Raw genomic sequence first — 24984 nt, forward strand, 5'->3', positions numbered from 1 at the left:
TTACTAAGGATGTGGAGATTTTATATTTATGATTAGTTATTGGAAAAAAGCTGCTGCCGTAATCGCAGTAGCAGGAATTGCTTTATCAGCTGTTGCTTGTTCAAAAGGTAGCGATAGTACTGTTGCTTCATACAAGGGTGGAAAAATCACCCAACAAGAATACTACGATGAAATGAAGAAGTCACAAGCAGGTCAATCGACTCTTGCTAACTTGATCATCAATCGTGCTTTGGAACAACAATACGGTAACAAAGTTTCGCAAAAGAAGATTGATAAGCAATACAATAAATACAAAAAACAATATGGTTCACAATTTAGTGCTGTTTTGCAACAAAACGGTATGACAACCTCAACTTTCAAGCAAAACCTTAAGACCAGTTTGTTATCAGAAGCTGCTTTAAAGGATGTTAAGAAAGTAACCAAGAAGCAAGAACAAAAGGCTTGGAAGAGTTATGAACCTAAAGTTACAGTTCAACACATTTTGGTTTCTAAGAAGTCAACTGCTGAAAAGATCATCAAGGAACTTAAGGACGGCGCAAGCTTTAAGTCTCTTGCTAAAAAGTATTCATTAGATACTGCAACCAAGAATAAAGAAGGTAAGTTACCTGCATTCGATTCAACTGATACCACTTTAGATTCAGCTTTCAAGAATGCTGCCTTCAAACTTAAGACTGGTGAAATTACTTCTACTCCAGTTAAGTCACAATCTGGTTACCATGTAATTAAGATGATCAATCACCCTGCAAAGGGTACATTTGCTTCACACAAGAAGGAAATCGATGATCAAATCTATGCAACTATGTCACAAGATCAAGAAACCATGAGATCAGTTATTGCAACTGTTCTTAAGAAGGCTGACGTTTCTATCAAGGATAAAGACTTGAAGAATGTTTTAGCATCATACGTTTCAACTACTAGTGCTACAAAATAGTTGATTTAGTTAAAAAGGCGAAGTTTCGAAATGAAGCTTCGTCTTTTTTTGTATCTACATAAGTAAGGCTATTTAGAGGCGCTATTAGGACGATAGAACCGACGTCCTTCTTGGCTCATTAATGGATTGGTGAAAGTACCGGGCTTAGTTTCGTTTAGAGCCTGAGTGATCGCATAAACGCTCGCATCTAAATCATCTATTCGATGTAATAGTTCTGCTTCCAATAATTGTGGTAATTTGGGTGAACCATATTCAAGCTTTCCATGATGACTCAACACCATATGGCGCAATAAGAGCACGTCCTCGGAATCCAGTGATAATTGCAACTCTTTAGCAGCTAACATAATTTGTTCGTCAATCAAAACAAGATGTCCGATTAAATTACCTGCTGGTGTATATCTCGTAGCAACTGGACCAGATAACTCAATTACTTTCCCCATATCATGCAAGATACATCCTGCAAAAAGTAAAGAAATGTTTGTTTGAGGATAGATATCGGTCAAACTTTTGGCAACTTTAAGCATCGTTAAGGTGTGAAATGCTAATCCTCCTCTTACCGCATGATGATTGCTTTTTCCTGCAGGGAAATCAAAGAATTCTTGATTATATTTTTTTAACAAGTATCGAACTATTCGATTCCATGTTGGATTAACAATTTCAAATAAATATTGCTCAATATCTTCTCGCAAGCTATTGCCATTCTGTGGAGCACTAGTTACAAATTCTGCCAAATCATAACCATCATTGTCAGACACCACCCGCATAGCATAAACCTTAACCTGGGGGTGCCCTTGATAAGTTATTCTTTTACCATTAAGCTCTACAATCGAACCAGCACTATATTTCAGTTGATCTTCTTCACTAGCCTGCCAATAAATTCCGCTAATTTTTCCTGAACGATCGCTAAATTGCAAATTCAAAAAAAAGCGATTATTTTTGTCGCGTCGTAATTGCGAAGTATCGATCATTGCCACCGTGTTTATTTCTTCACCATCATTATAATCATTTAAATGCTTAAGCATTTTCGGATCCTTTCATTAAGATCACCGGTTTTTGCTTTAACTGCGAAACTAAACTCTTTTGCGCAGTAAAAATCAGTACTTGGTTATGCTCACTAATTTTATTGACTAATTGTTCAATATAGCCAATTCTTTGTTCGTCAAAATTTACAAATGAGTCATCAATCAGAATTGGTAAATTGATCTGATCAGAGACTTGTTCGACAAATGCTAATTTTAGGGCAAAGTATAATTGCTCCGCTGTTCCTCTTGATAAAAACGGCACTTTTAGCTTTTTACCATCTAACCGAACTACTTGCAATTTATTGTCCAAGATAATATCTGTATAACGTCCGCCAGTCAATAGCTTAAAATATTTCTTGGCGTAGGCCACCATCTTTGGAAACCGCTCATTAGAAGCTAATTCTAAGGCACGGTCAACAATTGACGCAGCTAATAGATTAGCCAAATATTCCTGACTCGATTTGATCAACTGATTTTCTCGATTAGCAAGATTTTGCTTAGCCATAAAGACTTTTTCTGAATTAGCAATATTTTCTTGTCTAACTCGAAGTTCAGCCACCTCAGCTTTTGTGCTTGATAATTCTGATATTAATTTGGATAACTCAGCTTGACATTCTTGAGCCTTATCATTCAAAAGTGTAAAATCAGGCATTTGTGACAATCTTTCCAAGTTTTCTCCTAAACTAGACTTCAAAGCATCAATTTGTGTTTGCAAAGATGTCTGTTCAAGCGCTGCTTGATATAAATTATCATAATCAGTCATATTAGAGACCTGAGCTTTGGTTAGTAAAACCTGTAATTGCATTTCGATCTTACTCAGCTCAGTTTGGTTTAAATCTAAGTTTTGTTGTGTCTGTCGCAACTTTTCAGTTTGGTCTTTAGCATCCGTCAATTTAGCTTTTAAATCGCTATATCCCGAATGAAGATCGGTTACTTGATACCCCAGTAACATTTGCAATTTTTGCAAGTATGCAGCGATTTTTTCATGATCAGCTGCTAACTCCTGTTCGTTTGCAACTAATTCCGCTTTTTTAGCTTGATATTGTGCCAACTGAGAAGCAACCTGATCCACCTCAACTTTTTCAATTTCTAATTGATACTTATGATTGAATTGCTCCCTCAAAGAAGCTAATTTTTGTTCTTGCTGCTTCCCTGCTTGCTGTGAAAAATATTTTTGCATCCACCAGACAAAAGCAAGAATTGTTATCGATATAGCTAATCCCAACAATTTAAATTGGAAAATTAACCATCCGATCAGCATTAACGGAATAACCATCCATGAATAGTTGACCTTATTCTTTGCTGCCTGATCCCTAACTTCCTGATATGCGCGCTTCTCAGCTTGCATTTGTTTGATTTGATCAGAATTCAATTGACTTATCTGCGCCAAATCATCGTTCAATGCTTCCATTTGCTGAATTTCTTGCGTTAGTCGCATTGATTTTTGCTCAGCAAGTTGTAACTGTGTTTGCCAGTAAAAGCTCTCAGATTGCTGATTTTCGCATTCTTGCGCTTGTTTTAGCCAATCTTCGTCTACCTTTTTCACAGCTCCTTGTTGTTGCTGTAGATTCTTCGACATCAACACTAGATTTTGCTGTTGTTGGCTTAATCTTTGTGCTTCTTGATATTGATCTTGATCAAATTTCAATGGTTTTATTTGCGCTTGCAAAGTTTGTAAGCGCTTATAATTCTCACTTTGTTCTTGCAATTTATGCAAATCATTTAGCTTATACCGCAATTTAGCAATCTGTGTTTCTTGAGACTCTACTTCTTTATTTTTAGCCATTAAAGCTTGTTCATTTGTTTGATAAGCAAGATACTCGCTTTTAGTGGTTTCAAGCTCTTCCTCAGCTTCGGTAACTGCATTCAAGTCCTGATTGACTATCGGTTTTTTGCCAGTAGGTTTAAATAAATTTTGCGCTTCTTTTGAAAAACCATCACGTAAAGCAAGCAACTGATTACTTTGTGACATTCCCAAAAAGTAGATTCTTTCCAACAGATCCTTTTGCTTCAAATTAGAAATTTGACTTAACGTGGTTAAATTGTAAATAAAACTATCTGCGTAAAAATTCCCATCAATATTGCTAATCTGATCATAAAATGTGGCTTCCGGTACTTCTTGTCCATCTATTCTAACAGTCAGAATTCCACGTTTTGTCTTATTTCCCTTAGCCCACAACCGTTCTAATTCGTAAGTCTGACCAGCTTCATTTTCAAAGAATAAACTTCCACCCATCGGTGAAAGATTGGCTAAAGGAGCATAATCTTCAAAAAAGCTTGAGCTGTTATTTTTCAGGTAAAAGCCAAACAAAATTTGTTTGATAAACGCTACTAAAGTACTTTTACCAGCCTCATTTTCACCAAAGAAGACGGCAAGTTGATCAGTAGCTAAATCAAATTCTTGATTTGAGAATTTACCGAAGTTAACGATCTTAATCTTCCGTAGCTTCATCTTTTATCCCTTCCAACTCATGTAGTAGCTTTACTTGAGTTAATGCTTTAACTTCTTCTAAAAAGTTCTCATCACCTGATAAAGTCTCTGTTAATTTGGATTTTTTAGCCCAAGTTTTCAATATTTGTTGAATTTTCTTATCATCAAATACTTGCTTAAGGGCTTCAGAGAAAAATTCTTTGCTTGTTTCATCAAGCTCTATAGTATCTTTGCCACTTTCCAAACGAACATCAACTAATTGTGAATCTGCTATCAAACTACCACTGAAACTTTGCCAAAAAGTGCTATCTGTCACTAATTCGGTTTCTTCAGCTGACAACCACTCAGCTCCAATAATTTTTAGACTATAAAAAACTGTCTTTTTATTAGTTGTATTTGTATTATTCAATGTTTGAATAATATTAGTTTGCAAATCTGCTTTGCTTAATGGTTTGATTAATGTAATGGCATCTTGTTGCCATAAAATAGGCGCCGTTTCAACAAAATTGAGTTTGGTTTTTCCCGATGTTTCATCAATTTCACCAAGATAACATCCCTTTTCCAAAAGTTCATTAACGTGGCGACCTTGAATATTGCCCGGATAGACCGCCCATGGTTTATCACTTAATACTGACCGTTTATGAATGTGTCCTAGAGCAAAATAATCATAATTCAACCTTACAAGGTCATTTAATTCATATGGTGCATATACATTTTGACTAGCTTCGCTGGCTTTCATTTGTGCATGCATCAAACCAAAAGTATAATTTGAGCTTTTGCTAGGAAAATCAACTAGTTTGTTGCTAGTAATATGGTTATTAAAATAAGAAAACCCAACTACATCATAATTAAAACCTGTTTCAGTCACAAATGTAGCACGTTCAATAATCTCTCGATTACCTAGCAACTTAAAATAAGGACTATCGGGAATTAACAGTTCGGATCGATCCATATGATCATGATTTCCAAAAATCATCACTACTTGAATCTTTTGTGCAATCAATCTTTCAATTTGCGTTTTAAAAAACAGCTGGCTTCTTGGACTTGGGTGATTGCTATCAAAAGTATCCCCAGCAATCAATACTAAATCAACTTTTTCAGCTATCGCTAAATCAATAATATGGGCTAATGATTGATCAGCAGCTTGATAAATTCTATTAAATGCTTTAGATGGCAAAAAAGATAGTCCATGAAACGGACTATCTAAATGTGCATCAGCCAAATGAATAAATTTCATTTTTCCTATTTTCTAAGATCTTGGTAAAGATCATTAATTGGCTTAGTAAAAGTCTTTTGAACATCATCGATCAATTGATACAAACCTTGTTCAGCAGCCAATAACTTACTAATGTTATCATCATTCTGTACTTCTTGACTTAATTTAGTATAAGCATCTTGATCTTCTTTAGACAAAGGTTGACCATTTTGTTGGCTAGTCATAATTTTAGCTTGGATTTCATCCATCTGCTTAAACAAGCTTGCGCTCTTTTCATCTGCTTTAATAGCAGCCAACGCTGTTTCTAAAGCCTTAAATTGATCTGTTTGTCTCATATCTTCCGCTAATTGATTAGCTGAATCGTAAATATTTACCATAAAACGGTTCCTTTCTTTTAATTGCCAAAAAGGCCTTTGATATCATTATACCATTCACTGATAATTTCACCCGCATTACCGATACCTTTTTCGATTTTTTTACCTAAGCCATTGGTCCAATCTTTATCAGCACCATTTTGGTTCAGTATTTGATTTGGCGATTGCTCAGTAAATTCAGTTTTAGCAGTATAAGGCAAAATTCCTTCCATTTCTGCTTTGTATAAACTGGTAATTCCTGTTTCTGAAATCCCATGCATATAATGTTGAGCGTTAGTACGATCAAATCCAACCCAAGTTGAAAGTACGACATCTGGCGTATATCCTACGATCCACTGGTCTTTAGTACCGAACCCATACGAAACCTCAGTTGATCCAGTTTTCCCAGCAACTCGATAACCTGTAGGTTGAGCTGATTGCGCCGTCCCATTGGTAAACACGCCTAACAACATCGATGTCATTTCTTTAGCAGTATTTTCGGAAATGATTCGGTGATTGCCCGTATTATTATTTTGCGCTAATACTCTACCACTGGCATCAGTAATTTTAGTAATAAAATATGAACTATTAGGTAAAAATCCTTTATTTGCAAATGCTGAATACGCCCTTGCCATTTGTAATGGCGATACTCCTGTTGAAACACCTCCCAATGCCAGTGCCAAATTTTGATCTTTCTTAGCTACATTGATACCAAAATTTTGGACTGACTGAACACCTTTGCTAATACCAATTTTATCTAGTAACCATACAGCAGGAACATTTTTACTTTGAGCTAAGGCTTGATACATTGGAATATTATCTGAATAAGCATTATCAACGTTATGCGGTTCATAATTATTTTTACCAAATTTTTGTAGCTTATTTGATAGCTGTGAATCGTAATGGTAGCCATTTTGCAAAGCAGGGGTATAAACTGCCAATGGTTTCATAGTTGAACCGGGTTGTCGTCTCATTTGTGTGGCTCGATTATAACCGCGGAAGACATGGTTTCCTCGACCACCTATTACAGCTCGAACAGCACCAGTTTTAGGATCCATCGCAACGCTTGCGCCTTGAACGATAGTCCCATCAGCTGCATTAGCTGGAAATAACCAACTTTGATTGAAATTAGACTGTAAGACCTGTTGGTAATTTTGATTCAAAGTAGTATAAATGCGTAAGCCCTTATTCATTACGTCTTCCTCTTTTAAGCCATAACGATTAATGGCTTCATTAATCACCGCATCAAAGAAGTAAGGGTAACGATAACCATCTTTGTTTTCAAAAGTATCGTTAAGAGTTAATCCTAATCTAGCCTCATTTTTTGCTTGTGCTCGAGTTATTTTGCCAGTATCGGCCATCAATTGCAAAACTAAATTGCGTCTTGATAAAGCGTAAGACATATGATCAATAGGATTATATTGACTTGGATTACGTAACATCGCTGCTAAAGTAGCAGCTTCACCTAAGGTTACATCACTCGCATTTTTACCAAAATATTTGCGACTGGCATCTTGAACACCCCAAACACCATTACCGAAATATGCATTATTAAGATACATGGTTAGAATATCTTTTTTCGAATACACGTGATTAATCTCAATCGCAAAAAAAAGCTCTTCTAATTTTCTAGAAAAAGTCTGCTGTTGCGTTAACAAAGAATTCTTGGCAAGCTGCTGCGTTAAAGTCGAGCCCCCGCCCGAGATTTGACCGTGATTAATTACTAAACCTAAAGCAGCACGAGCCATACCTTTGACGCTGAATCCCGGATTAGTCCAAAACGTTCGGTCTTCCGTTGCAATAACCGCATTTTTGATATTAGGCGAGATTTGCTTATATTTTACAAATGTTCCCTTTTGTGAATATAACGTTCCAGCTTCCTTACCTTCATAATCATATATTTTCGTGGTCGTCGATAAGGCAGCCTTCAAATTTGAAATGTTGGAAGTTTTAACTTTAACTGTATAATATGTACAGGTTGCTAAAACTAATCCCAGGATAAAAATTATGATCCATCTACCAACAAAATATCGGCGATCGAATTTTTTCCACCAACCGCTATTATTTTCAATTTGTTTGTCTACATTTCGTCGTAAATTAGGCATAAAACACATCCTCTTAAATTAAGACAATATGTATTCTAGCATAGAAAGTGGCTATACTTCTTTTTTTTGACACAATTTAGGAAAAATATAAAAATATGAACTATACATACACATTAATATATCCAAATAATTATCAACCTATTTCCGTTAGTGAATTACTACAACAACTTTTAGTTCCTCGAAAGTGGCGTCACCTATTGCGAATTAACAAGTCAGTTACAATCAATGGCAAATATCGCAACTTCAATGAAGTGGTTTTCCCGGGCGATTCAATTCAGCTCAAACTAAATTTTATTGAGAGTCACCAACAGCAATATCCGGCTAGTGGTTCACTTCCTGACATCATTTATGAAGATAGCGATCTATTAATTATAAATAAAAAGCCTGGCCAAAAAACTCATCCTAACCTTTTTGAAACAGATACTGCTTTGAATGATTGCGCTACGTATTTAAACGCTAGTCCATTTATTGTCCATCGCTTAGATATGTTAACTAGAGGATTACTCTTAGTAGCAAAGAATCCGGCTGTTGTTCCCAGTTTGAATCGACAATTGATAACTAAGAATTTTAAGCGTGATTACTTAGCAATTGTTGCTAATCCCCATAAATTGCTCTCTAAAGGTACAATCTCATTTCCTATTGCTCAAGATCCGACAGATCAGCGCAAACGTTGTATTGCTCCGGATGGCCTCAAAGCAATAACGCATTATCAAGTACTTCAAAAAGATGCTACGCAAGCTTTAATAAAGTTGAGCTTGGAAACTGGTCGAACTCACCAAATTCGTGTTCACTTAGCTGCTATCGGCTGTCCAATTATTGGTGATCCATTATACAATCAAGAGTTTCGTGAAGGAGAAGAGCTTCAACTACAAGCTTATCAAATTTCCTTAACTAAGCCATTTACTTTCAAAAAGCTCAAGGTAGCTCTACCAAAAAGTCAACGACTTGATCAGGTTAACAAAAAATAGGCTAGACGTTTTGTCTAGCCTATTTCAATTCGAAAATAATGAAATTATTCTTCGTTTAATGAGCTACGGTCAAATGATGCATCGTGAGTATCGTCATCGATTGATGGAGTTCCCATCCATGAGATCATTTCCTTCATAGCATCAGTAATAGCTTCAGTACCTGGCAACAACAACTTACGTGGGTCGTAACCCTTAGCGTTCTTGTCTTCATCCTTGCCAGCTACGATGTAGTCGCGAGTTGCCTTTTGGAATGCCAATTGAAATTCAGTGTTGATGTTGATCTTAGCAATACCAAGTGAGATTGCCTTTTCAACTTGTTCACGAGGAATACCTGAACCACCGTGCAATACAAGTGGAGTTTCTGGAACAGCTTCTGCGATTTCCTTCAAACGGTCGAAGTTAAGTCCCTTCCAGTCTGCTGGGTATACGCCGTGGATGTTACCAATACCACAAGCAAGCTTGTCAACGCCGGCAGCTACGAAAGTCTTAGCGTCTTCTACTGATGCCAATTCTCCGCCTTCTGCGCCTTGGTTTTCGCCGATCTTACCGATTTCAGCTTCTACTGAGATACCACGTGAGTGAGCAAGCTTGATGATTTCCTTAGTCTTAGCAAGGTTTTCAGCAGTTTCAAGCTTGTGGCCGTCGAACATAACGCTTGAGTAGCCAAGCTTGATACATTCGATAGCTGATTCGTAGTCACCGTGGTCTAGGTTCAAGACTACAGGAACTGAGATGTTCATTGAGTCCATAGTGTCGGCAACTAAGTCCTTAACCAACTTGTAGCCACCCATGTACTTAGCAGCACCAGTAGAAACTTGGATCAAAACTGGAGTTCTGGTTTCTTGAGCAGCACGCAAGATAGCGCGAGTCCATTCCAAGTTGTTAGTGTTGTAGGCACCTACAGCATAGTGGTTCTTACGAGCATCTTTAAAGATTTGATTACCATTGTCAAAATAAGCCATTAAAAAATACCTCCTAAATATCTTACAGGACCATTGTACCCTTTTATGAAGTTTTGAACAATCTTATTAATCAATGTAAACGCTATTATTTTTGAAATATTTTTCTACATTTCCTTAGGAGCGTTTACACCTAACAATCCTAATGCATTAGTTAAAACTATTGAAGTTGCTTCGACAAGTGCTAAACGTTCAGAAATTTGATCATCATCCGTTAAAATTTTCACATTTGCATAGTATTTATTGAATTTCTTAGCTAAATTCAATGCATATTTTGCAATAATTGAAGGTTCAAATTTTTCACTTGCCTTCTTAATCGTATCAGGAAAATCTGCCAAATCTTTAGCTACAGCAAATGCCCAATCATCATCAAGGCTCCTAGCAGTACCAACTTCTTTGCCCATTGCCTTGGCTTTTCTCAAGATACTCTGAGCACGTGCATTAGTATATTGAACATAAGGACCAGTATCACCTTCAAAACGAACTACTTCTTCTAAGTCAAAGTCGAAGTTATCAAGCCGGTCATTCTTCAAATCGTGGAAAATAACAGCACCCACACCAACATCATGAGCTACTTGATCTTGATCTTCAAGGTTGGGGTTTTTGGCTTGAATTTGTTCTTTAGCAAGAGAAACTGCATCTTTTAAAACTTGATCTAGGAAGACAACATTACCTTTTCTAGTTGAAAGCTTCTTCCCACCTTGGGTAATCAAACCAAACGGAATGTGGTGAATTTCATCAGCCCAGTCATAGCCCATTTTCTTCAACACTGTCTTTAATTCAACGAAGTGTTGAGCTTGTTCACCACCAACAACGTAGAGCATTTTAACGAAACCATATTCCTTCATACGCCATTCAGCAGCTGCCAAATCTCTAGTCAAGTAAATAGAAGTACCGTCTGATTTAACGATAATTGCTGGATTTTCACCTTCACCCATATCAACTACTTGAGCACCTCTTGACTCATGAAGCAATCCTTTTTCTTTCAACTCATCGATTACCGGTTGCATCTTATCGTTGAAGAAAGCCTCACCATTATATGAATCAAAAGTTACGCCTAATTCTTTATAAATTCGGTTAAAATCGGCTAAAGAAACTTCTCTAAACCATTGCCACAATTTAACTGCTTCTGGATCTCCATCTTCCAGCTTCTTGAACCATTCACGGCCTTCATCGTCTAAAGCTGGATCCTTTTCTGCTTCTTCATGGAAGCGAACGTAGTAGTGGAAAAGATTCATAATTGGATCCTTCTTTACGTCCTCTTCACTACCCCAGCGTTTGTAAGCCGCAATTAGTTTTCCAAATTGAGTACCATAATCACCAAGATAATTAATCTTAATTGGATTGTAGCCTACTTTTTTCATGATTTTTGCAATTGAATTACCAATTACTGTTGATCTTAAGTGGCCCATTGACATTGGCTTAGCAATATTAGGACTGGACATGTCAATTGGTACGTTACCTTGACCTAACTGCTGTTCACCATATGTTTGTTGCTTCTCCAATACAGTTTTAAGGGTATCAGTAATCAATTGTTGATGGTCAATTGCAAAGTTTACATATGGACCTACTGCGGTAATTTTTGCAAATTCAGGACTAGCTAACCCCTCACTTACTTCTGCAGCAATTTCGACAGGATTCTTATGCAATGACTTTGCTAATACAAAGCAAGGAAAAGCATAATCTCCCAATTTTGGATTTTTGGGTCTTTCAATTAGACCCATTACTTGTTCTTTAGGAAGATCAACCTTGCTTAAAATCAATTCAACAACTTTTTCTTTAAAATCCATCTTCTACCTACTTTCAAAATAAAAAAGTCTCTTTCCACAACGTAGAAAGAGACGAGACAACCCGCGGTACCACTCTAATTGATACAATTGTATCCACTTTAAATTAACTCTGTTAAATACTGATCACGCCTTCAAAAGCATGCATACCTAGCTTACACTATCCTAGATTCGCTTAAAAACATTAACTTTCTACTACTATCAGTATACTTTGACAATGATTATAACAAGAAAATAAGCAAACTGCCAATATTATTTATTACACATCTTTAATAATAACTTTCGTACCCGCTGGGAGCTCATTTAATAGCCATTTAGAATCTGGCAAACTCAAACGAATACAACCATGGGATCCTTGAGTTTTACCTAACTTAGCCGCCTCCTTACGGTTGATGCTACCATCAGCCTTTGTTGGCACTGAGTGGAATAAATATACATTACTTGGATCCCAACTTACCCAATTTCTAGCGCCTTCGCCTAGAGCCTGATTGAAAAAGCTATCGCCTCGACCATTTTGGATATAAAATGTGCCTTTTGGTGTTACGGACTTTCCTTTTTTATAAACACCACCTGTCGACATCATAGTGTAAATTAATTTTTTACCTTTAAATAGGTAAACCCGATTACCTTTTAAAGAAACCCTTAATGTCAAATTGTTGGCATAGCGAATATTAGGATATGCCTTCTTTTCACTAGATTTAGTCCATGATCCTTCTTTTCGTAAATCAGTTGGATCTTTATATGGTTTATAATCTGGGGTCTTCGGTTTAGCTTTTGGCTTTTTTTCGTTTTTCTTTACATATTGTTCCGTCTTTGTAGGAGCACTATTTTGAGCAGCACTGCTTCTAAGGATAAAAATCCATGCCATGCCTACAACCACAGCTAAACATACAAAAATTAGCGCAATTCTTTTTTTCATCCAATTACCTACTTTATATTTGAATATTTCTTCATAAGTTGTGGCAATTTCTGTGAAATTGCTGTTGGTCGAACAATATAATTTGTTCGATAGATTTCATCAGCTGCTAAAGAATGAAGATACACCGCAGCAGCAACTGTATCCATGCTATAGCCAAACTGAGCAACAAAGCCACCGATTATTCCCGCTAAAGTATCACCGGTTCCACCAGTGGCCATTCCAGGATTGCCAGTTGAGTTCACATAAATTTTACCACTTTGATCATAAATATGCGTGTGATTCGATTTCAAAACCAAGATTTTATCGGTACTATTTGGTAAATTTTTTAGTGCAACTAAGTTAGCTGTATCAGATTGAAAAGGAATTTTGATTTGACTAAGTCGTTGCCATTCCATTTGATGTGGCGTAAAAATCAACTTGGCTTGTGGTAATAGTGATAGATCTTGACTGATCAAATCCAAAGTATTAGCATCTAAAACCACGACTTGATCAGAAGAAATATTAGCAGCTAACGTTTTTAAAACAATTTTTGCAAAATCACTTGTTCCAAGGCCTGGACCACATACAATCACGTCCATCTTTTGGATTGATTTTGCTAAATTTTTATCCCGCCAATCAATGAACATGGCCTCCGGATCTCTACTATGTAAAGCTGAGAGGTTAACAGAGTGCGTTGCAACAGTAATTAGACCTGCGCCTGCATTTATCGCACCCTCAGTTGCCATAATAATTGCGCCACCATAATTTTCACTACCACCAATTAATAGAATTCTGCCATAATCACCTTTATGACTCAAACTAGGTCTCGTGGTTATCACCTTAGACAAAATTCCTTCTTCAAGTTCAATCATTATTTTGTACCTGTAATCCATCGCCAAATTCTTACAAAGATATTAGCTTTTTTAGTCCCTTGCAAAGCTTGAGCTGATACCTTCAATGGTTGATCATTAATCGTTAAGATTTTATTATTACCTGATTTGAACTGGTATTCATTCACAGTCTGACCTTTTTGAATTCCGGCTTCAACTTTTGAATAACGTAATTTTGTAGTAAGAGTTTTACCATCCTTTGGGTCCCAAACAACTGTACTGGTTTTTACTCCAATAGGAATTTTCAATGCTTTACCATCGATTACGCCCATGCTAGTAGCTTTAGCTATTTTAGTTTTGGCTGGCAAAACAACTGGAGAATAGTTTTGATAAATGTAATTCAATAGTTTTTTTGTTTCAACAAACCTTGAAGGATCCGTTCCATCCTGGTGACGAGCTCCCATTACAACTGTAATTAGTCTTCTACCACGATATTTTAAAGTACCAATGAAACATGCTCCAGCTGCATCTGTTGTCCCTGTCTTTAAGCCATCAACTGGATAAGCACCTGAATATTGTGAAAGTCCTTTGAGCATCCAATTGAAGTTGGTCATGCTCGTTGTTTGACCACTATCTTTAAATGCCCTATGTGACACTTTGGTAGTTTTAATAACTTCTGGATATTCAGCAAGTAGTTTTTGCCCTACAATTGACATTTCGGCAGCTGATAACTTATTTTCAGCGTTTTTATTTGCACCTAGATAAGCCGCACTTCCAACGTTACCGTTTGGCAAACCACATACAGTGTAAATCTTGGCGTCTTTAATGCCCCATTTTTGTAATTGGGTACGCATTTTCTTGATAAAAGCAACTTGTGACCCGCTAACTGCCTGTGCTAAACACATTGCTGCACCGTTGGCTGACTCAATCAATGTTGCTTGATACAATTGACGAATCGTGTACAAATGTCCCTTTTTTAATGGAACATTGGAATACTCGCTATTATTTGCAACTTTGACAATTGCTGAAGTTGGTTCAACTTTAGTGTCCCAGGAAATTTGCTTATGCTTTATTGCTTCTAAAGTTAAATAAACCGTGATCAACTTAGTCATTGAAGCAATCGGTAATCTCTTATCCGCATTTTTGGCATAAAGCACTTGCCCTGATTCACTATCAAGTGCAATTGCCGATTTAACTTCTAGATTTATTTTATCTGCCTGATACGAAGAAATCGAACTTGCCGAAGCAATTGGAGCAGTAATTCCAGCACCAAACAAACTAGCTAATGCGACAATACTTATTACCGTCTTTTTAAATTTATTTTTGATCATTTCACAACTTCCCTAATATCGTTAACCTACTATTTTTATATTTAATTTTACCAAAAATTTTGGTATGATAGTTAAAGAGTTTTAGCCCCGATGGCGGAATTGGCAGACGCGCAGCGTTCAGGTCGCTGTTCAGGTGACTGAGTGAAAGTTCGAATCTTTTTCGGGGCATTATTATTGCCTGATAGTTCCTTGATATAATAAGCTTTTTTCAAGGGAATGTTAGACAAATGTTAGACAAAACAAAAAAACCACTCCAGGAAATTATACAATCCCAGAGTGGTTTTTAGTTTATCTAAAACGATTATTCAATTTTAACATACTTAGCTAAAACATAAAGATTTTTACCAATCAGATATGCTTTGCCTTTTTTAGTCTCTTTAGTTTTACTCGTTATCCATCTGCTACCTTGATTTACATAATGGTTGGAGTACTTACCGCTACCATCGATCAATCTTACTTTCCAGTTTTTTCTATCTTTCCCCAAAGATTTAACTTTAACAATTTTAGTTTTTACCTTAGTAGGCTTAGCATCATTTTTAATTGTTCCAGTAAGTTTAAGCTTATCTCCTGGTTGCAGTTCTGAATTAACGGTTCCACCGTTTAACTTAGCTAGTTGATTTTGATCCATTCCAAACTTTTGAGCGATTGAATACCAACTATCACCAGCTTTAACAGTATAAGATGTTGCTTTAGATTTCTTAGTTTTAGTAACCTTTACATCATCTTTAACTTTACCTAGTTTCAGGCTGTTTTTTAATAGCTCAACATTGCCATCTACACCGTACCAAGCTGATGAAAATTGCCAAATAGCAATTCCATCTAATGAAGGAAAATAATTATAATTTGGACCATTAACAGGTGCCATAGTTGCATAACTTGCAATCCAAAGAGAGTTTTTAAAAGACTTGTTTACTTTGGAATGATTGACATTCGTTTTTAAATAATAGCTTCCAGAGTAAAGTAAGGGTTTGTATCCTTGCTTTTTGATGTAGCTCATAAATTCATGAATTGCCTTAGTATTTTCTTCTTTGTTCTGAGATGCACCAAGTTCATAATCCAAAGCTATTGCCGAACCCTTTTTTAAACCGAATTTTTGAGCATCACTTACAGCATACTTTGCCATTTTCTTAGCTTGTGCGACTGATCCACCAAATTCTCCCCAGAAATATGATCCAACTTCTAAGCCGACTTTTTGAGCCATGGCTAACTGCTGGCTAGCTTTAGGATTCTGATAATGCTCACCTTCACCCCCACCAGATCCACCAAGTTTTACAATTACAAACTTAGTTCCATTAGCCTTCATGTTTTGGAAAAATTGGTAGTCAGATCTTTGGTAGCTTGAAACATCAATTCCTAAACGTCTTGCAGCATCAACTTTTTGTGGAAACAAGAAAATTAAACTACTTAGTAAAGCCGTTAACAGTAACTTCTTTAGTTTCATCATTACCTTCTTTCTTATAGCTTTCAAGCGTCCCATCAACTGATAGATCAGCCCACGCTTTTTCAACGGCATTCTTAATTGCTGTTTGATCGCTAGCAGTTAAGCCCAATGATTTAATTGACTGATTTACATAATCAACTGCCTTTTTAAACTTGTCTGATCCTTTTAAATTTTCAGTTAAGCCTGATTTCTCAGCCATAACTACAGCTTGTGGTGCAAGCTGATTTACTAAATCGACAAAGGTTTTAGCAGTTTGATTTTTCTTAACTACATTTTGAAATACCAATCCAACAAGAAAAATCAAGGCAAGAATAATATCTAAAACTAATTCATGGTTCATTGTTAATCCTCAACTTTCAATGGCAATTCTTCAATTTTCTTCATGATCCGTTCACAAGTTCCATTACCACCTAATTGTTTGTACGGTTCATAAAGCTTATCTAAGTTGCTAGCATCTTCAGCAGAGATTGTTCCCTGTGCAATAATTCTTGATCCTGTTACATAAATCTTATCGTGTAGAATTGCCAATAATGCATCTTCAACTAGTTTATTTTTAGCATCAACATTGTTTGTACGGTCATCATGTCTTTTAATCAAAAATTGTAAGAACGTAAACACGCCACCACTAAAAACGCCGGTAATAATGGAAATAAGCACTGCTTGATCGATTTCTGGCAACTAGCTCACTTCCTTCACATATGGTTCACCTGTGATTCTTTGATAAGCAGCTTCATCAATGAAATTTGGAACATATGTAGCAATGGTTTCTTTTGAATAAGCCTTCAAAAAATAGAGGTTAGTTAATAGCGATTCCCAAACTGAACTCATTATTCTGCCCCCTTAGTTGATTGAAGTGCTTGAGTAACAAGCGTGGTTAAATTACTAATTGCTGACGTCATTGCTTGAGTCTGTTCTTTGAATTCTGAAATTCCAGTTTGTAACTCAGTAACTTGCTTATCCTTCTCGTTAATTGCATCTTGTAAATCAGCAATTTTATTTTGGTTATCTGCATTTGTTTGATCAATCCAACGGCTATGAGTCCAATCGTACTTGGGCTTATTCATATCCTTTGGAGCATCAATAATAAAAGGATAAGTATTAAAAGTTAACTCAATTGGTACTAGTACAGGTACACAATCAAAATTGTTATCAGATAAGTAGTATAAATTTAATTTTTTAGTTTCTTCAGCCATAATAGGCTCCTTTCTATATAAAAAGCCCACGGGTACGCCCCGTGAGCTATTTTTCAGGAGGTATACTATACCCCGAATGTGGTTTAGAAGGGACTTAATTACCCCTAGATTTTTACAACTTTACCAGTTTTATCATATCCATCAATTGCAGTAATCGTGCCGTCTGAGTGGATGGTTATTTCAGCAGCTACACCTTGATAGCCACTTCCGTTATAAATTTTCCAATGACCAACAACACTATTAAATTTATTGTTCACATTGTTAAATTTGTCATTAGCATTATCTAGATCAGACTGCGGAACAAACTTAGTACGGTTAAAAATCAGCTTCTTAATCATGCAATCACCCCACTTTCAAGAGTGAGAACATGAATAGTTTGATATAAGTGGGTTAGGAGGCTAATTACCCCCCCATTTTAACTAAGTCATCGAGACTTAAATACTCTCCAACTACATTTGGTCTGCTAGGACATTCTGTAATTTTTACAAGTCTATAACTAGAACCGTAGTTATCTTTGTAAGTGACAATATTTTTGTCATCTACTCTAACAGCAACATCTTTGCTTAATGTATCAGCATGATCTGGTCCGCTTGCTTTGTAAACAGTTTTCCAGATGCTATTCTTGCTATCAAAGTACCATAGCCAAACATACCCCCCAGTTATTGTGACCCGCACACTTATACCACTTACCAGGTGCTTGTGGTAGCCATGTTTTTGAATTAAAGATTATCTTTTCAATTGCCATGCTTAACTCCTTTCTAACTATCCATCTGTAACCATTACTAATCTATGAGTAGGATCTTCATTAACCCATGCCATACCTTCAGCTTCCTGAGCCTTTGTATAATGCCGGATTGTAAATTCATTTTGTTCAAGCTTAGTAATCCTATTTTCATGATTAGCAACTTTACCATTTGTTACGCCAAAACGACTTTCAACATCATCTTTAGTAATTAACTGCTTCCAAGCTAACCAATTGCCACCAGAATTCATGCGGAAGAATGGTGCATCCCTACTATCAGGGAAATAAACTTGCTCAATTCTTGCGCCAGTACCATGCCAAACAACTAAATTACCCCATGAACTACTTGGGGCATTGGTAGCATCAGAAGTATTGGTTACATAATAATTTCCTGAATCAGTCAATGTATTAAAATCAGGGGCTTCTTTTTGAACACCATCTTTAGCAGTATTAAGTTTTGCAACTTGTGGTAAAACTTCTTGTAATTTAGCCGCTGTTTTATCAGTATCATAAATATCGATAGCATAACCACCATTGCTTTGCTTTACCGCATTAGCACGAATTTCAACAGCATTTCCGTTTTGATCCATACCTTGTTTGCGGAAGTAAGTTTTAGAATGTATGTCATCAATATTAGATTTACTATAAACATCGGTTTTATCAGCTTTACGATTTAAAGCATCTTGAGCCTTATCATCTGCTGCCTTTGCCATTGCCTTGGCTTCTTTAATACCGTTCTCAGTATCAGTTTTATCAGGAACAGCAGTAGTATCAGCTTTATTTTTAAGTAGTTCTTTTAACTGCTCTAAACTTACATACTTAGATAAATCAGGATCAGGAAAAAATAATTCTAATTTGCCCGATTCATTTGGTATAATCTCAGCACCGCCATTGATGCTTGCACTCTTAACAACATGGCTCATATCTTCTTTGTGAGCATCTTTAATCTTTTCAAGATCTTGATTCAACTCACCTTTATACTTGTCAAATTGCCCATGAGTTACAGCAGTACCTTCATCAATTACAACGTTAACCGCTTGAGCTTTACCAATAACAAGGTACATTTGCATGTTAAAGCGGTACAAAACTTTATCACCAAATCCAGGCATGTATTCTGGTGTAACAGCAGTGGTTACAGCATAAAGAAAGTCTTTATCCTGACCTTCTTCTTTTACATAAAGTCCAATAACTCTGATTTGATAGCCAGTACTTAAATCCTTATTAGTAAAACGCAGAGAAACACCAATTACTGAGTTGTTGCTTTCAACTTCTTCAGCATCCATGATGGTTCCCTGTTGCATAATATTAGGAATAGCAGTTACTTCTTCAAGGTCTTGAGTGGTTTTGCCACTCCAATCATCCGCAGAAGTTACCGCCCTTGTGATTCCAAACTTGGCTTGCCCCGCATTGGCTTTTTTAGCTAGTTCAAGGCCAGCACGAGTTAGAACCGTTTTATTATATTGTGACAATTTTTAATCACTCCTTATAATTTTGATCTTCATAACCTACAACTGTATCTGTTTGAATATTTGTACCAAAACCAATATATAAATGAGCTTCAGTTTTATTTTCAAATGGAGCTTGCTTAGTGTTAGCTTGAGCAATTACATAGCTATCTGCAGTATTAACAACCTCAAAGTAAAGCTCTCTCTGAACAGTAGCTTGAGCAAGATTAATCTTAATATCGTAGATCATGTTTGCCGGTAAAGTGATATTCAGCATGTACTTCATACTGTTAACTTTATCTGGTGTAATATCTGCAGATTCAGCTTCAACTATGGCCAAACGCTTAGCATAATCAACATCTACATGTGATTTTAAATTCATAATCTCAAGTAAATGATTAAGGTATCTCTTAGTTAAAGGCTTTGGTGGTAATAATCTTAAAAGCACATTATTGCGTCTGGTTTCAAGACTTGCACCTAAATCCGGCTTAATTCCTGCTTGATCTTCAAAAACTGAAATTCCCTTTTCATCGGCTTGAATAATGAATTCATTTAAAAGTGTTCGATTAATTTCTCCATCAAACTGATACAGTCCTTTAGATTGTGCTTTTAAGAGTTCCTCCATTTCATACACGCCATTGTAATAGTCAGGCATATATTTAAGGAGTTCATTCTTATCCATTTACCGTCACCTCACCTAAAACCGGAAGTTGTGAGGTGGTATTGTTAAACACAAGTTGTAGATCTTCATCTTTACCGTTAAGCCGTGGCATTGTAGCATTTGCTACACCTTCCAGCATCATTACCCTAGAAAGGATCTTTGAGCGGTAAACAATCAAAGAATAACCTCGGCCAACTGTAGGATTAACAGTGCTCCAATCTCTACGCAATGATTTAAAGAATTCTTCAAGTGATGTTTTAATATTCGCCCTGATAGAATCGATATTTACACTATCAACAATGGTTACATTCATTGCTATATCAACAGTAAAAGCCTCAGGGGCTGTAACAGTTACCCTATGATCAATTGGAGCTAAACCATATCCTTGTGTGGTAGATTCTTCAGGATCAATTTCTTCCTTAACTTTTTTAACTAGAGTTGAACTAGCTGGCATCAGATCATTATTCAAAATAACTAGTTTAACCGTACCTGGCCCGTCCCAAGTCGGATAAACCTGAGTTGCACCAACATCATGAATCTTACTAGTCATGTCTAAATAATCCGCTACGTTACCGCCGTAGGCTACCCAACTATTGGAATTTAAAAGTCGTGCTCTTAAATGATCATCATTTTCTTCATCCCTAGCAGGAATAGTAATTTCAATGATCTCAGCCCATGCTAAATTATCATTAGGAGTAACCGGCAAAACTTGGCCCAAATAACTATTAGCAATTGTTCCTGATTCTTCAGCTTGCATTTCTGCAGTGCCATCATCATTTGCTTTTATGACTGTATAAAAAATAGGTGATTCTGCAATACTTGCAAATCTATCACCTACTTCAACATTTACTGGATTACCATCATCATCATTAAATCTAGCCTTAACTTCTGTGTTAGTGGCTGCATATCTACTGGTGCCATGTTCAACCGCTCTATAGTCCAAAAACTCGCCTTGAGCGGTTTTAATATATGTTTCTCGTATGATATTTGCTAATGATAAAGACTGTTGAGCACTCACCATAGCTGCTGGAGCTACAGCATCATAAATGATTGAGCCTTCACGTTTATCAATGTCCTTCGGCACATTATCTAGCATTAAATTTAGCCAATAATCATGGTTTTGAGCTTCTAATTCATCGGCTAATTCATTAGGATTCATCTACTATATCCACCTCACTTTCAAACCCAACCCGACCATAAACAGTATTAGCAAAACCTTCTACGATAATAGAATCACTGCCTGATTGCTCACATCTTGTAATTTCAACACTAGTAATTCGATCATCTGCTTCTAAAGCTTCAACAGTCATTCTTTCAGCTTCTGATAATGCATAATTAATAGATTCTCCAATTAATTCAGGCAAATCATTACCATACTGTTCATCATAAATTTGATAAACAAATCTTTCTGTTTTAAGAATTTTGTCTACAGCTTGTTGCATTGCATCAAGTTCATCAGTCATGCCACGAATTCGACCGTTAGCAACTTTAAAAGTATAGGTAGGGCTTTGATCATCTTCTTCATCATCAAGATCAGCATCATCTAAATATGCATCTTCCATTAATGCCCCAACATTAATTTCTTCATCAGAATCCAAAACCGTCTTCACCCAACCTTTCAAATAAATAGAACTGTTGACCACCATCCAAACGGATCATTGTAACCTTATCACCTTTTTCAAGTGAATTATCAAATTCAATGTACATTGATGTTTTCTTAAAACTTAAATCAGCCTTACTGATATTAGCTGTATCGTGGTGGCCATGAAAAGTCATATCTGCAGAACCTTTCATAATTGCATTACCTTGCAGTTTGAATTTTCCAATATGTTTACCCAGAACAATAAAATCATCAGTCAAAACCATATTATTGGATAATTGAACCTTTAAAGGCTTAGCACTAATCACAGTTCCATATACAACATCTGAATAATCACTTGGTTTACCACCACGTTTTGTCATTAACTCATAGAGCCGTTTACCTGCCATGATTGCCCCACCTTCATTGTTAATTCACATGTATAATCTTGACCAAAGTTGTGGACTGCCTTCAGAATTGGACAATCCTTGAACTTCTTTTTGTAATCTTTGATGCTTACTGTTACATAGTTACCAGGAACTAAATCAGTTCGACCAATACAAGTGATTTTTAATTGTTTGTTAGCCATATTACGATTCTTAAGCTCATTTTTAGCTTGTTGAACCATTTGAGCATCATTAGCTTTCTTTTTGGCATTTACTACTTTTTGAAGCTTACCCCATTGCTTAGCAGAAGGCATGGTTACAGTTTTTGATTCAATCGTAGTGGTTTTAGGATCATCTGCACTAGTTTGAGTTTTTGATGTTTTCTTACTCTTTTTACTATCTTTCTTTACGACCTTTACAACATTGTAAGTATTATCAATATCAACTGAATAATCATAATCAGTTAATCCGGACTTATCACCTACAACGATATCAAGCTTTTTGTAAGGGAACTTTCTTAGTTCAACAGTATCGTAGTTATCAAAGATCAAATAATGCTTATGAGTGTTTTTAGTTGTTGCACTCATTGCACTCTTAATCATGTCAAAATACGTTTTACCGTCATCAACTTCAGCTTTGCATTTATGACTTGACCCAGCCACAACTTTTGCTTTAATTCCTGCACGTTTACTTACTTCTTTGAACCGTTCACTTAATGTCCCAGCCTTAAATACAATAGAATCTTCATTCTTTAAGTAGCGGCTAGGGCCATAGCATTTAACAGTAATGTTATGATTTTTATCAAAACCATACTTAAAAACATAACCGTAAAAGATTTTCTTCTTTTTGTAAGAAAATGAAATGATATCTCCTGTATAAGGAATAATTGGCTTTTCATCGAATACTAGTTTGAAATCAAACTGAGATGCTGAAAAATTGGTGTCAATAGTCCATTTGACTGAATCATCAACTACAAGATGACTGATATCATAACTTGCACGGCTTTTTGAGTGAGTAAAGTGAGTAGATCTACGATTTAAAGTCATTTTAATAGCATCTGTCATGATCTTTTTACCTCACTCATTTTCACCCAACCACGAGCTTTACCGTTTATACCAACACAAACTGGATATTCACGACCAGGAACAATGTATAAAACTTCACGCTTAGCATTCTTTTCATACATTCCTGCTCCTTTGCCATAACTATCAGCATGTAATCGACCATTAACAGAAACAGTTGACCCAACATTAATCTTTTTAGCAGGCTTAGAGCGCTTCTTAGCTGGTTTAGAACGTCCACGCTTTTTAGGATTTTTCTTTTTCTCATAACTAAATTTACGATATTGTTTTAATTCTAAAGTATAGGCATATTCATCAGCCCAACCATTCTCTAAACCATATTCAAAACTAGCAATAGTCATCAACATTGAAATATCTGTTTTGGTAACCACGAATCTAACTTTGTGGTTTTTGCTTTGCATTGATTTAATTTTCTTAACATAGGTAGCCTGCTTATGTGGACTTTTAGTCGCTACATAGTGAGCACCAACCGTAGGAAAAACAGAATTAATTGATACACCTACTAGCTTTAATTTACCAGGAATGTTTACTTCACCTAAGTTAACAATGGTTTCAGAATGATCATCTGTTTCATATTTCAACTTAACATCTTTCGGATTCACCGGAATTTGAAGATTTTCACCAGTAGTTTGATCTTTTATGTAAAATTCCAGACCACTTCTATCAGGCATATTCATCACTTCCTAACTTAATGATTTATCAGCTTGTTCCATGATCTTTTGTTCAAGTCTATCTAATAATTCATCTGCATCTTGCTCAGGATTGCCAGAGCTGTTAATTACAATGGCACCTGATTGAATATTTACAGATTGATTGTTGCTAGTATTAGTAGATAAATTTGAAGATAAAACAGAAGCAGGTGTAATAGTATCTGTTCCTGTTCCTAAATCAGAACTGCTAATGCTCTTTTCATCAAAGCTTTGATTACCAGTAATTGATCCTAGAACACCAACATTAGCTGTTTTACCGTTTAAACCAGTAATTGCGCCTACGAGATCATAAACGCTATCTGTAGCTCTATCAAAGCTATCAGCTAATAAATCTCCTGTATTAAATTGATCCATTTCAGGAGCACCAATTGTAGGATGCATACCACTAGCGGCATCAACTACACCTTGTGCCATATTTGCAGAAGCATTAGTTGCGGCACTAGCATCCTTGTTAAGACCAATGATTAAACCTTGATCAACCCATCTACCATATTGCCTAAACAATCTTGATGGAGAACCAATATGAAGCAGACCTTTAGCAGCATTTACTACACTGCTTGCCACTTTGCTTACTGCATTTACAGCGGCACCAATCATTGAGGTAATACCGTTAATCAAACCTTGGATCAGGTCACGACCTACACCAACTAAGGCACCAGCAAAACCTCTAGCAGCACTAACAGCGGCTTGAATACCACTTGAAACTGCAGACACAACTCTACTCATAGCACTTGTAATAGCAGATACCATCATAGAGCCAGCCATAATGAACATTGAAACCATAGTCATTACAGCGGCACCTACTGCAACAATTGCAGCAGCTGTCATCATTGCAGCAGCTGCCACAGCGGCTAAACCTGCTGCTAACATCATAGAAGCAGCAGCTAGCAACATTAAGCCAACTGCGGCTACCA

General features: G+C 36.3%; 27 protein-coding genes and 1 tRNA gene. 3 read left to right on the forward strand and 25 right to left on the reverse strand.

The annotated features are described in order from the left end of the window. Window positions 1–28 precede the first annotated feature (28 nt). The gene (locus tag BN52_RS04985; protein WP_008473215.1) at window positions 29–931 is read left to right on the forward strand and encodes a peptidylprolyl isomerase PrsA; all 903 of its coding nucleotides are present in this window, start codon (window positions 29–31) and stop codon (window positions 929–931) included. A 68-nt stretch (window positions 932–999) separates the two neighbouring features. On the opposite strand, the gene BN52_RS04990 is transcribed toward BN52_RS04985, so the two are convergent. The 5 genes from BN52_RS04990 to BN52_RS05010 are packed head-to-tail and all read right to left on the reverse strand — an operon-like array spanning window position 1000 to window position 8058. Beyond that, window positions 1000–1953 carry a 3'-5' exoribonuclease YhaM family protein gene (locus tag BN52_RS04990; protein ID WP_008473216.1) on the reverse strand — a complete coding sequence of 318 codons (954 nt, stop codon included), beginning with the start codon at window positions 1951–1953 and terminating at the stop codon, window positions 1000–1002. Beyond that, window positions 1946–4405 (reverse strand): ATP-binding protein, encoded by a 2460-nt coding sequence (locus BN52_RS04995; RefSeq protein ID WP_008473217.1) that lies wholly within the window; start codon window positions 4403–4405, stop codon window positions 1946–1948. Before BN52_RS04995 ends, BN52_RS04990 begins: the two co-directional genes overlap by 8 nt. Next, entirely contained in the window at window positions 4386–5621 is a 1236-nt protein-coding gene (locus tag BN52_RS05000) for a metallophosphoesterase family protein (protein ID WP_008473218.1), read from the reverse strand. The genes BN52_RS04995 and BN52_RS05000 overlap by 20 nt, the downstream gene beginning before the upstream one ends. A gap of 5 nt (window positions 5622–5626) precedes the next feature. After that, window positions 5627–5977 carry a YlbF/YmcA family competence regulator gene (locus tag BN52_RS05005; RefSeq protein ID WP_008473220.1) on the reverse strand — a complete coding sequence of 117 codons (351 nt, stop codon included), beginning with the start codon at window positions 5975–5977 and terminating at the stop codon, window positions 5627–5629. Between the two features lie 17 nt (window positions 5978–5994). Next, on the reverse strand, window positions 5995–8058 hold the full coding sequence (locus tag BN52_RS05010; protein WP_008473221.1) for a PBP1A family penicillin-binding protein: 2064 nt from the start codon (window positions 8056–8058) through the stop codon (window positions 5995–5997). Between the two features lie 95 nt (window positions 8059–8153). Here BN52_RS05010 and BN52_RS05015 point away from each other — a divergent pair, with 95 nt between their 5' ends. Beyond that, window positions 8154–9026 (forward strand): RluA family pseudouridine synthase, encoded by an 873-nt coding sequence (locus tag BN52_RS05015; RefSeq protein WP_008473222.1) that lies wholly within the window; start codon window positions 8154–8156, stop codon window positions 9024–9026. Between the two features lie 44 nt (window positions 9027–9070). Here BN52_RS05015 and fba read toward each other — a convergent pair whose 3' ends face one another. From fba to BN52_RS05040, 5 genes are all read right to left on the reverse strand, one after another. Beyond that, on the reverse strand, window positions 9071–9988 hold the full coding sequence (gene fba, locus BN52_RS05020) for a class II fructose-1,6-bisphosphate aldolase (RefSeq protein ID WP_008473223.1): 918 nt from the start codon (window positions 9986–9988) through the stop codon (window positions 9071–9073). 104 nt (window positions 9989–10092) lie between these two features. Further along, on the reverse strand, window positions 10093–11775 hold the full coding sequence (gene argS / locus BN52_RS05025; RefSeq protein WP_008473224.1) for an arginine--tRNA ligase: 1683 nt from the start codon (window positions 11773–11775) through the stop codon (window positions 10093–10095). 256 nt (window positions 11776–12031) lie between these two features. Beyond that, window positions 12032–12691 (reverse strand): L,D-transpeptidase, encoded by a 660-nt coding sequence (locus BN52_RS05030; protein ID WP_008473225.1) that lies wholly within the window; start codon window positions 12689–12691, stop codon window positions 12032–12034. 8 nt (window positions 12692–12699) lie between these two features. Next, window positions 12700–13542 carry an NAD(P)H-hydrate dehydratase gene (locus BN52_RS05035; RefSeq protein ID WP_008473227.1) on the reverse strand — a complete coding sequence of 281 codons (843 nt, stop codon included), beginning with the start codon at window positions 13540–13542 and terminating at the stop codon, window positions 12700–12702. After that, window positions 13542–14831: a serine hydrolase gene (locus tag BN52_RS05040; RefSeq protein ID WP_008473228.1), complete on the reverse strand. Its 1290-nt coding sequence runs from the start codon at window positions 14829–14831 to the stop codon at window positions 13542–13544. The genes BN52_RS05035 and BN52_RS05040 overlap by 1 nt, the downstream gene beginning before the upstream one ends. A gap of 84 nt (window positions 14832–14915) precedes the next feature. Here BN52_RS05040 and BN52_RS05045 point away from each other — a divergent pair. Beyond that, a tRNA-Leu gene (locus BN52_RS05045) sits at window positions 14916–14999 on the forward strand. Between the two features lie 133 nt (window positions 15000–15132). Here the strand turns inward: BN52_RS05045 and BN52_RS05050 are convergent. The 15 genes from BN52_RS05050 to BN52_RS05115 all read right to left on the reverse strand — a co-directional run. Next, window positions 15133–16272, reverse strand: a complete 1140-nt coding sequence (locus tag BN52_RS05050) for a GH25 family lysozyme (RefSeq protein WP_082621054.1) — start codon at window positions 16270–16272, stop codon at window positions 15133–15135. Next, entirely contained in the window at window positions 16232–16612 is a 381-nt protein-coding gene (locus tag BN52_RS05055; protein ID WP_008473230.1) for a phage holin, read from the reverse strand. Before BN52_RS05055 ends, BN52_RS05050 begins: the two co-directional genes overlap by 41 nt. 2 nt (window positions 16613–16614) lie before the next feature. Further along, window positions 16615–16950 (reverse strand): hypothetical protein, encoded by a 336-nt coding sequence (locus BN52_RS05060; protein WP_008473231.1) that lies wholly within the window; start codon window positions 16948–16950, stop codon window positions 16615–16617. Further along, complete coding sequence (locus BN52_RS09825; protein ID WP_008473232.1) at window positions 16951–17100, reverse strand: XkdX family protein; 150 nt, start codon at window positions 17098–17100, stop codon at window positions 16951–16953. Continuing rightward, complete coding sequence (locus BN52_RS05065; protein WP_008473233.1) at window positions 17100–17465, reverse strand: hypothetical protein; 366 nt, start codon at window positions 17463–17465, stop codon at window positions 17100–17102. Before BN52_RS05065 ends, BN52_RS09825 begins: the two co-directional genes overlap by 1 nt. 104 nt (window positions 17466–17569) lie before the next feature. Continuing rightward, window positions 17570–17803, reverse strand: a complete 234-nt coding sequence (locus BN52_RS05070) for a hypothetical protein (protein WP_008473234.1) — start codon at window positions 17801–17803, stop codon at window positions 17570–17572. A 64-nt stretch (window positions 17804–17867) separates the two neighbouring features. Beyond that, window positions 17868–18140, reverse strand: a complete 273-nt coding sequence (locus tag BN52_RS05075; RefSeq protein ID WP_008473236.1) for a hypothetical protein — start codon at window positions 18138–18140, stop codon at window positions 17868–17870. An 87-nt stretch (window positions 18141–18227) separates the two neighbouring features. Then, a complete protein-coding gene (locus BN52_RS09830) occupies window positions 18228–19676 on the reverse strand; it encodes a pyocin knob domain-containing protein (RefSeq protein ID WP_008473238.1) in 1449 nt (482 codons plus the stop codon). 7 nt (window positions 19677–19683) lie between these two features. Then, window positions 19684–20334: a putative phage tail protein gene (locus tag BN52_RS05085; protein WP_008473239.1), complete on the reverse strand. Its 651-nt coding sequence runs from the start codon at window positions 20332–20334 to the stop codon at window positions 19684–19686. Beyond that, complete coding sequence (locus tag BN52_RS05090) at window positions 20327–21472, reverse strand: baseplate J/gp47 family protein (RefSeq protein ID WP_008473240.1); 1146 nt, start codon at window positions 21470–21472, stop codon at window positions 20327–20329. Before BN52_RS05090 ends, BN52_RS05085 begins: the two co-directional genes overlap by 8 nt. Further along, window positions 21462–21923: a DUF2634 domain-containing protein gene (locus tag BN52_RS05095; RefSeq protein ID WP_008473241.1), complete on the reverse strand. Its 462-nt coding sequence runs from the start codon at window positions 21921–21923 to the stop codon at window positions 21462–21464. The genes BN52_RS05090 and BN52_RS05095 overlap by 11 nt, the downstream gene beginning before the upstream one ends. Further along, window positions 21901–22302, reverse strand: coding sequence for a DUF2577 domain-containing protein (locus BN52_RS05100; RefSeq protein WP_040473410.1), 402 nt, complete (start codon window positions 22300–22302; stop codon window positions 21901–21903). Before BN52_RS05100 ends, BN52_RS05095 begins: the two co-directional genes overlap by 23 nt. Next, the gene (locus BN52_RS05105; RefSeq protein ID WP_008473243.1) at window positions 22275–23342 is read right to left on the reverse strand and encodes an XkdQ/YqbQ family protein; all 1068 of its coding nucleotides are present in this window, start codon (window positions 23340–23342) and stop codon (window positions 22275–22277) included. Before BN52_RS05105 ends, BN52_RS05100 begins: the two co-directional genes overlap by 28 nt. Then, window positions 23339–24031 (reverse strand): hypothetical protein, encoded by a 693-nt coding sequence (locus tag BN52_RS05110; protein ID WP_198324392.1) that lies wholly within the window; start codon window positions 24029–24031, stop codon window positions 23339–23341. Before BN52_RS05110 ends, BN52_RS05105 begins: the two co-directional genes overlap by 4 nt. A 12-nt stretch (window positions 24032–24043) precedes the next feature. Continuing rightward, a partial coding sequence (locus tag BN52_RS05115) for a phage tail protein (protein WP_422119869.1) occupies window positions 24044–24984 on the reverse strand: 941 nt, incomplete at its 5' end.

Source organism: Lactobacillus gigeriorum DSM 23908 = CRBIP 24.85, assembly GCF_000296855.1.
Classification (GTDB): Bacteria; Bacillota; Bacilli; order Lactobacillales; family Lactobacillaceae; genus Lactobacillus; species Lactobacillus gigeriorum.

What these genes read in the sequence shown, in the direction of transcription:
- BN52_RS05090 (WP_008473240.1), bottom strand. Translation starts at nt 21,472, where the DNA reads ATGAATCCTAATGAATTAGCCGATGAATTAGAAGCTCAAAACCATGAT.
- BN52_RS09825 (WP_008473232.1), bottom strand. Translation starts at nt 17,100, where the DNA reads ATGAGTTCAGTTTGGGAATCGCTATTAACTAACCTCTATTTTTTGAAG.
- argS (WP_008473224.1), bottom strand. Translation starts at nt 11,775, where the DNA reads ATGGATTTTAAAGAAAAAGTTGTTGAATTGATTTTAAGCAAGGTTGAT.
- BN52_RS05055 (WP_008473230.1), bottom strand. Translation starts at nt 16,612, where the DNA reads ATGAACCATGAATTAGTTTTAGATATTATTCTTGCCTTGATTTTTCTT.
- BN52_RS05040 (WP_008473228.1), bottom strand. Translation starts at nt 14,831, where the DNA reads ATGATCAAAAATAAATTTAAAAAGACGGTAATAAGTATTGTCGCATTA.
- BN52_RS05100 (WP_040473410.1), bottom strand. Translation starts at nt 22,302, where the DNA reads ATGGCAGGTAAACGGCTCTATGAGTTAATGACAAAACGTGGTGGTAAA.
- BN52_RS05010 (WP_008473221.1), bottom strand. Translation starts at nt 8,058, where the DNA reads ATGCCTAATTTACGACGAAATGTAGACAAACAAATTGAAAATAATAGC.
- BN52_RS05030 (WP_008473225.1), bottom strand. Translation starts at nt 12,691, where the DNA reads ATGAAAAAAAGAATTGCGCTAATTTTTGTATGTTTAGCTGTGGTTGTA.
- BN52_RS05005 (WP_008473220.1), bottom strand. Translation starts at nt 5,977, where the DNA reads ATGGTAAATATTTACGATTCAGCTAATCAATTAGCGGAAGATATGAGA.
- BN52_RS05110 (WP_198324392.1), bottom strand. Translation starts at nt 24,031, where the DNA reads ATGCCTGATAGAAGTGGTCTGGAATTTTACATAAAAGATCAAACTACT.
- BN52_RS05015 (WP_008473222.1), top strand. Translation starts at nt 8,154, where the DNA reads ATGAACTATACATACACATTAATATATCCAAATAATTATCAACCTATT.
- BN52_RS05085 (WP_008473239.1), bottom strand. Translation starts at nt 20,334, where the DNA reads ATGGATAAGAATGAACTCCTTAAATATATGCCTGACTATTACAATGGC.
- BN52_RS04990 (WP_008473216.1), bottom strand. Translation starts at nt 1,953, where the DNA reads ATGCTTAAGCATTTAAATGATTATAATGATGGTGAAGAAATAAACACG.
- BN52_RS05035 (WP_008473227.1), bottom strand. Translation starts at nt 13,542, where the DNA reads ATGATTGAACTTGAAGAAGGAATTTTGTCTAAGGTGATAACCACGAGA.
- BN52_RS05065 (WP_008473233.1), bottom strand. Translation starts at nt 17,465, where the DNA reads ATGGCTGAAGAAACTAAAAAATTAAATTTATACTACTTATCTGATAAC.
- BN52_RS05105 (WP_008473243.1), bottom strand. Translation starts at nt 23,342, where the DNA reads ATGACAGATGCTATTAAAATGACTTTAAATCGTAGATCTACTCACTTT.
- fba (WP_008473223.1), bottom strand. Translation starts at nt 9,988, where the DNA reads ATGGCTTATTTTGACAATGGTAATCAAATCTTTAAAGATGCTCGTAAG.
- BN52_RS05050 (WP_082621054.1), bottom strand. Translation starts at nt 16,272, where the DNA reads ATGAAACTAAAGAAGTTACTGTTAACGGCTTTACTAAGTAGTTTAATT.
- BN52_RS05000 (WP_008473218.1), bottom strand. Translation starts at nt 5,621, where the DNA reads ATGAAATTTATTCATTTGGCTGATGCACATTTAGATAGTCCGTTTCAT.
- BN52_RS04985 (WP_008473215.1), top strand. Translation starts at nt 29, where the DNA reads ATGATTAGTTATTGGAAAAAAGCTGCTGCCGTAATCGCAGTAGCAGGA.
- BN52_RS04995 (WP_008473217.1), bottom strand. Translation starts at nt 4,405, where the DNA reads ATGAAGCTACGGAAGATTAAGATCGTTAACTTCGGTAAATTCTCAAAT.
- BN52_RS05070 (WP_008473234.1), bottom strand. Translation starts at nt 17,803, where the DNA reads ATGATTAAGAAGCTGATTTTTAACCGTACTAAGTTTGTTCCGCAGTCT.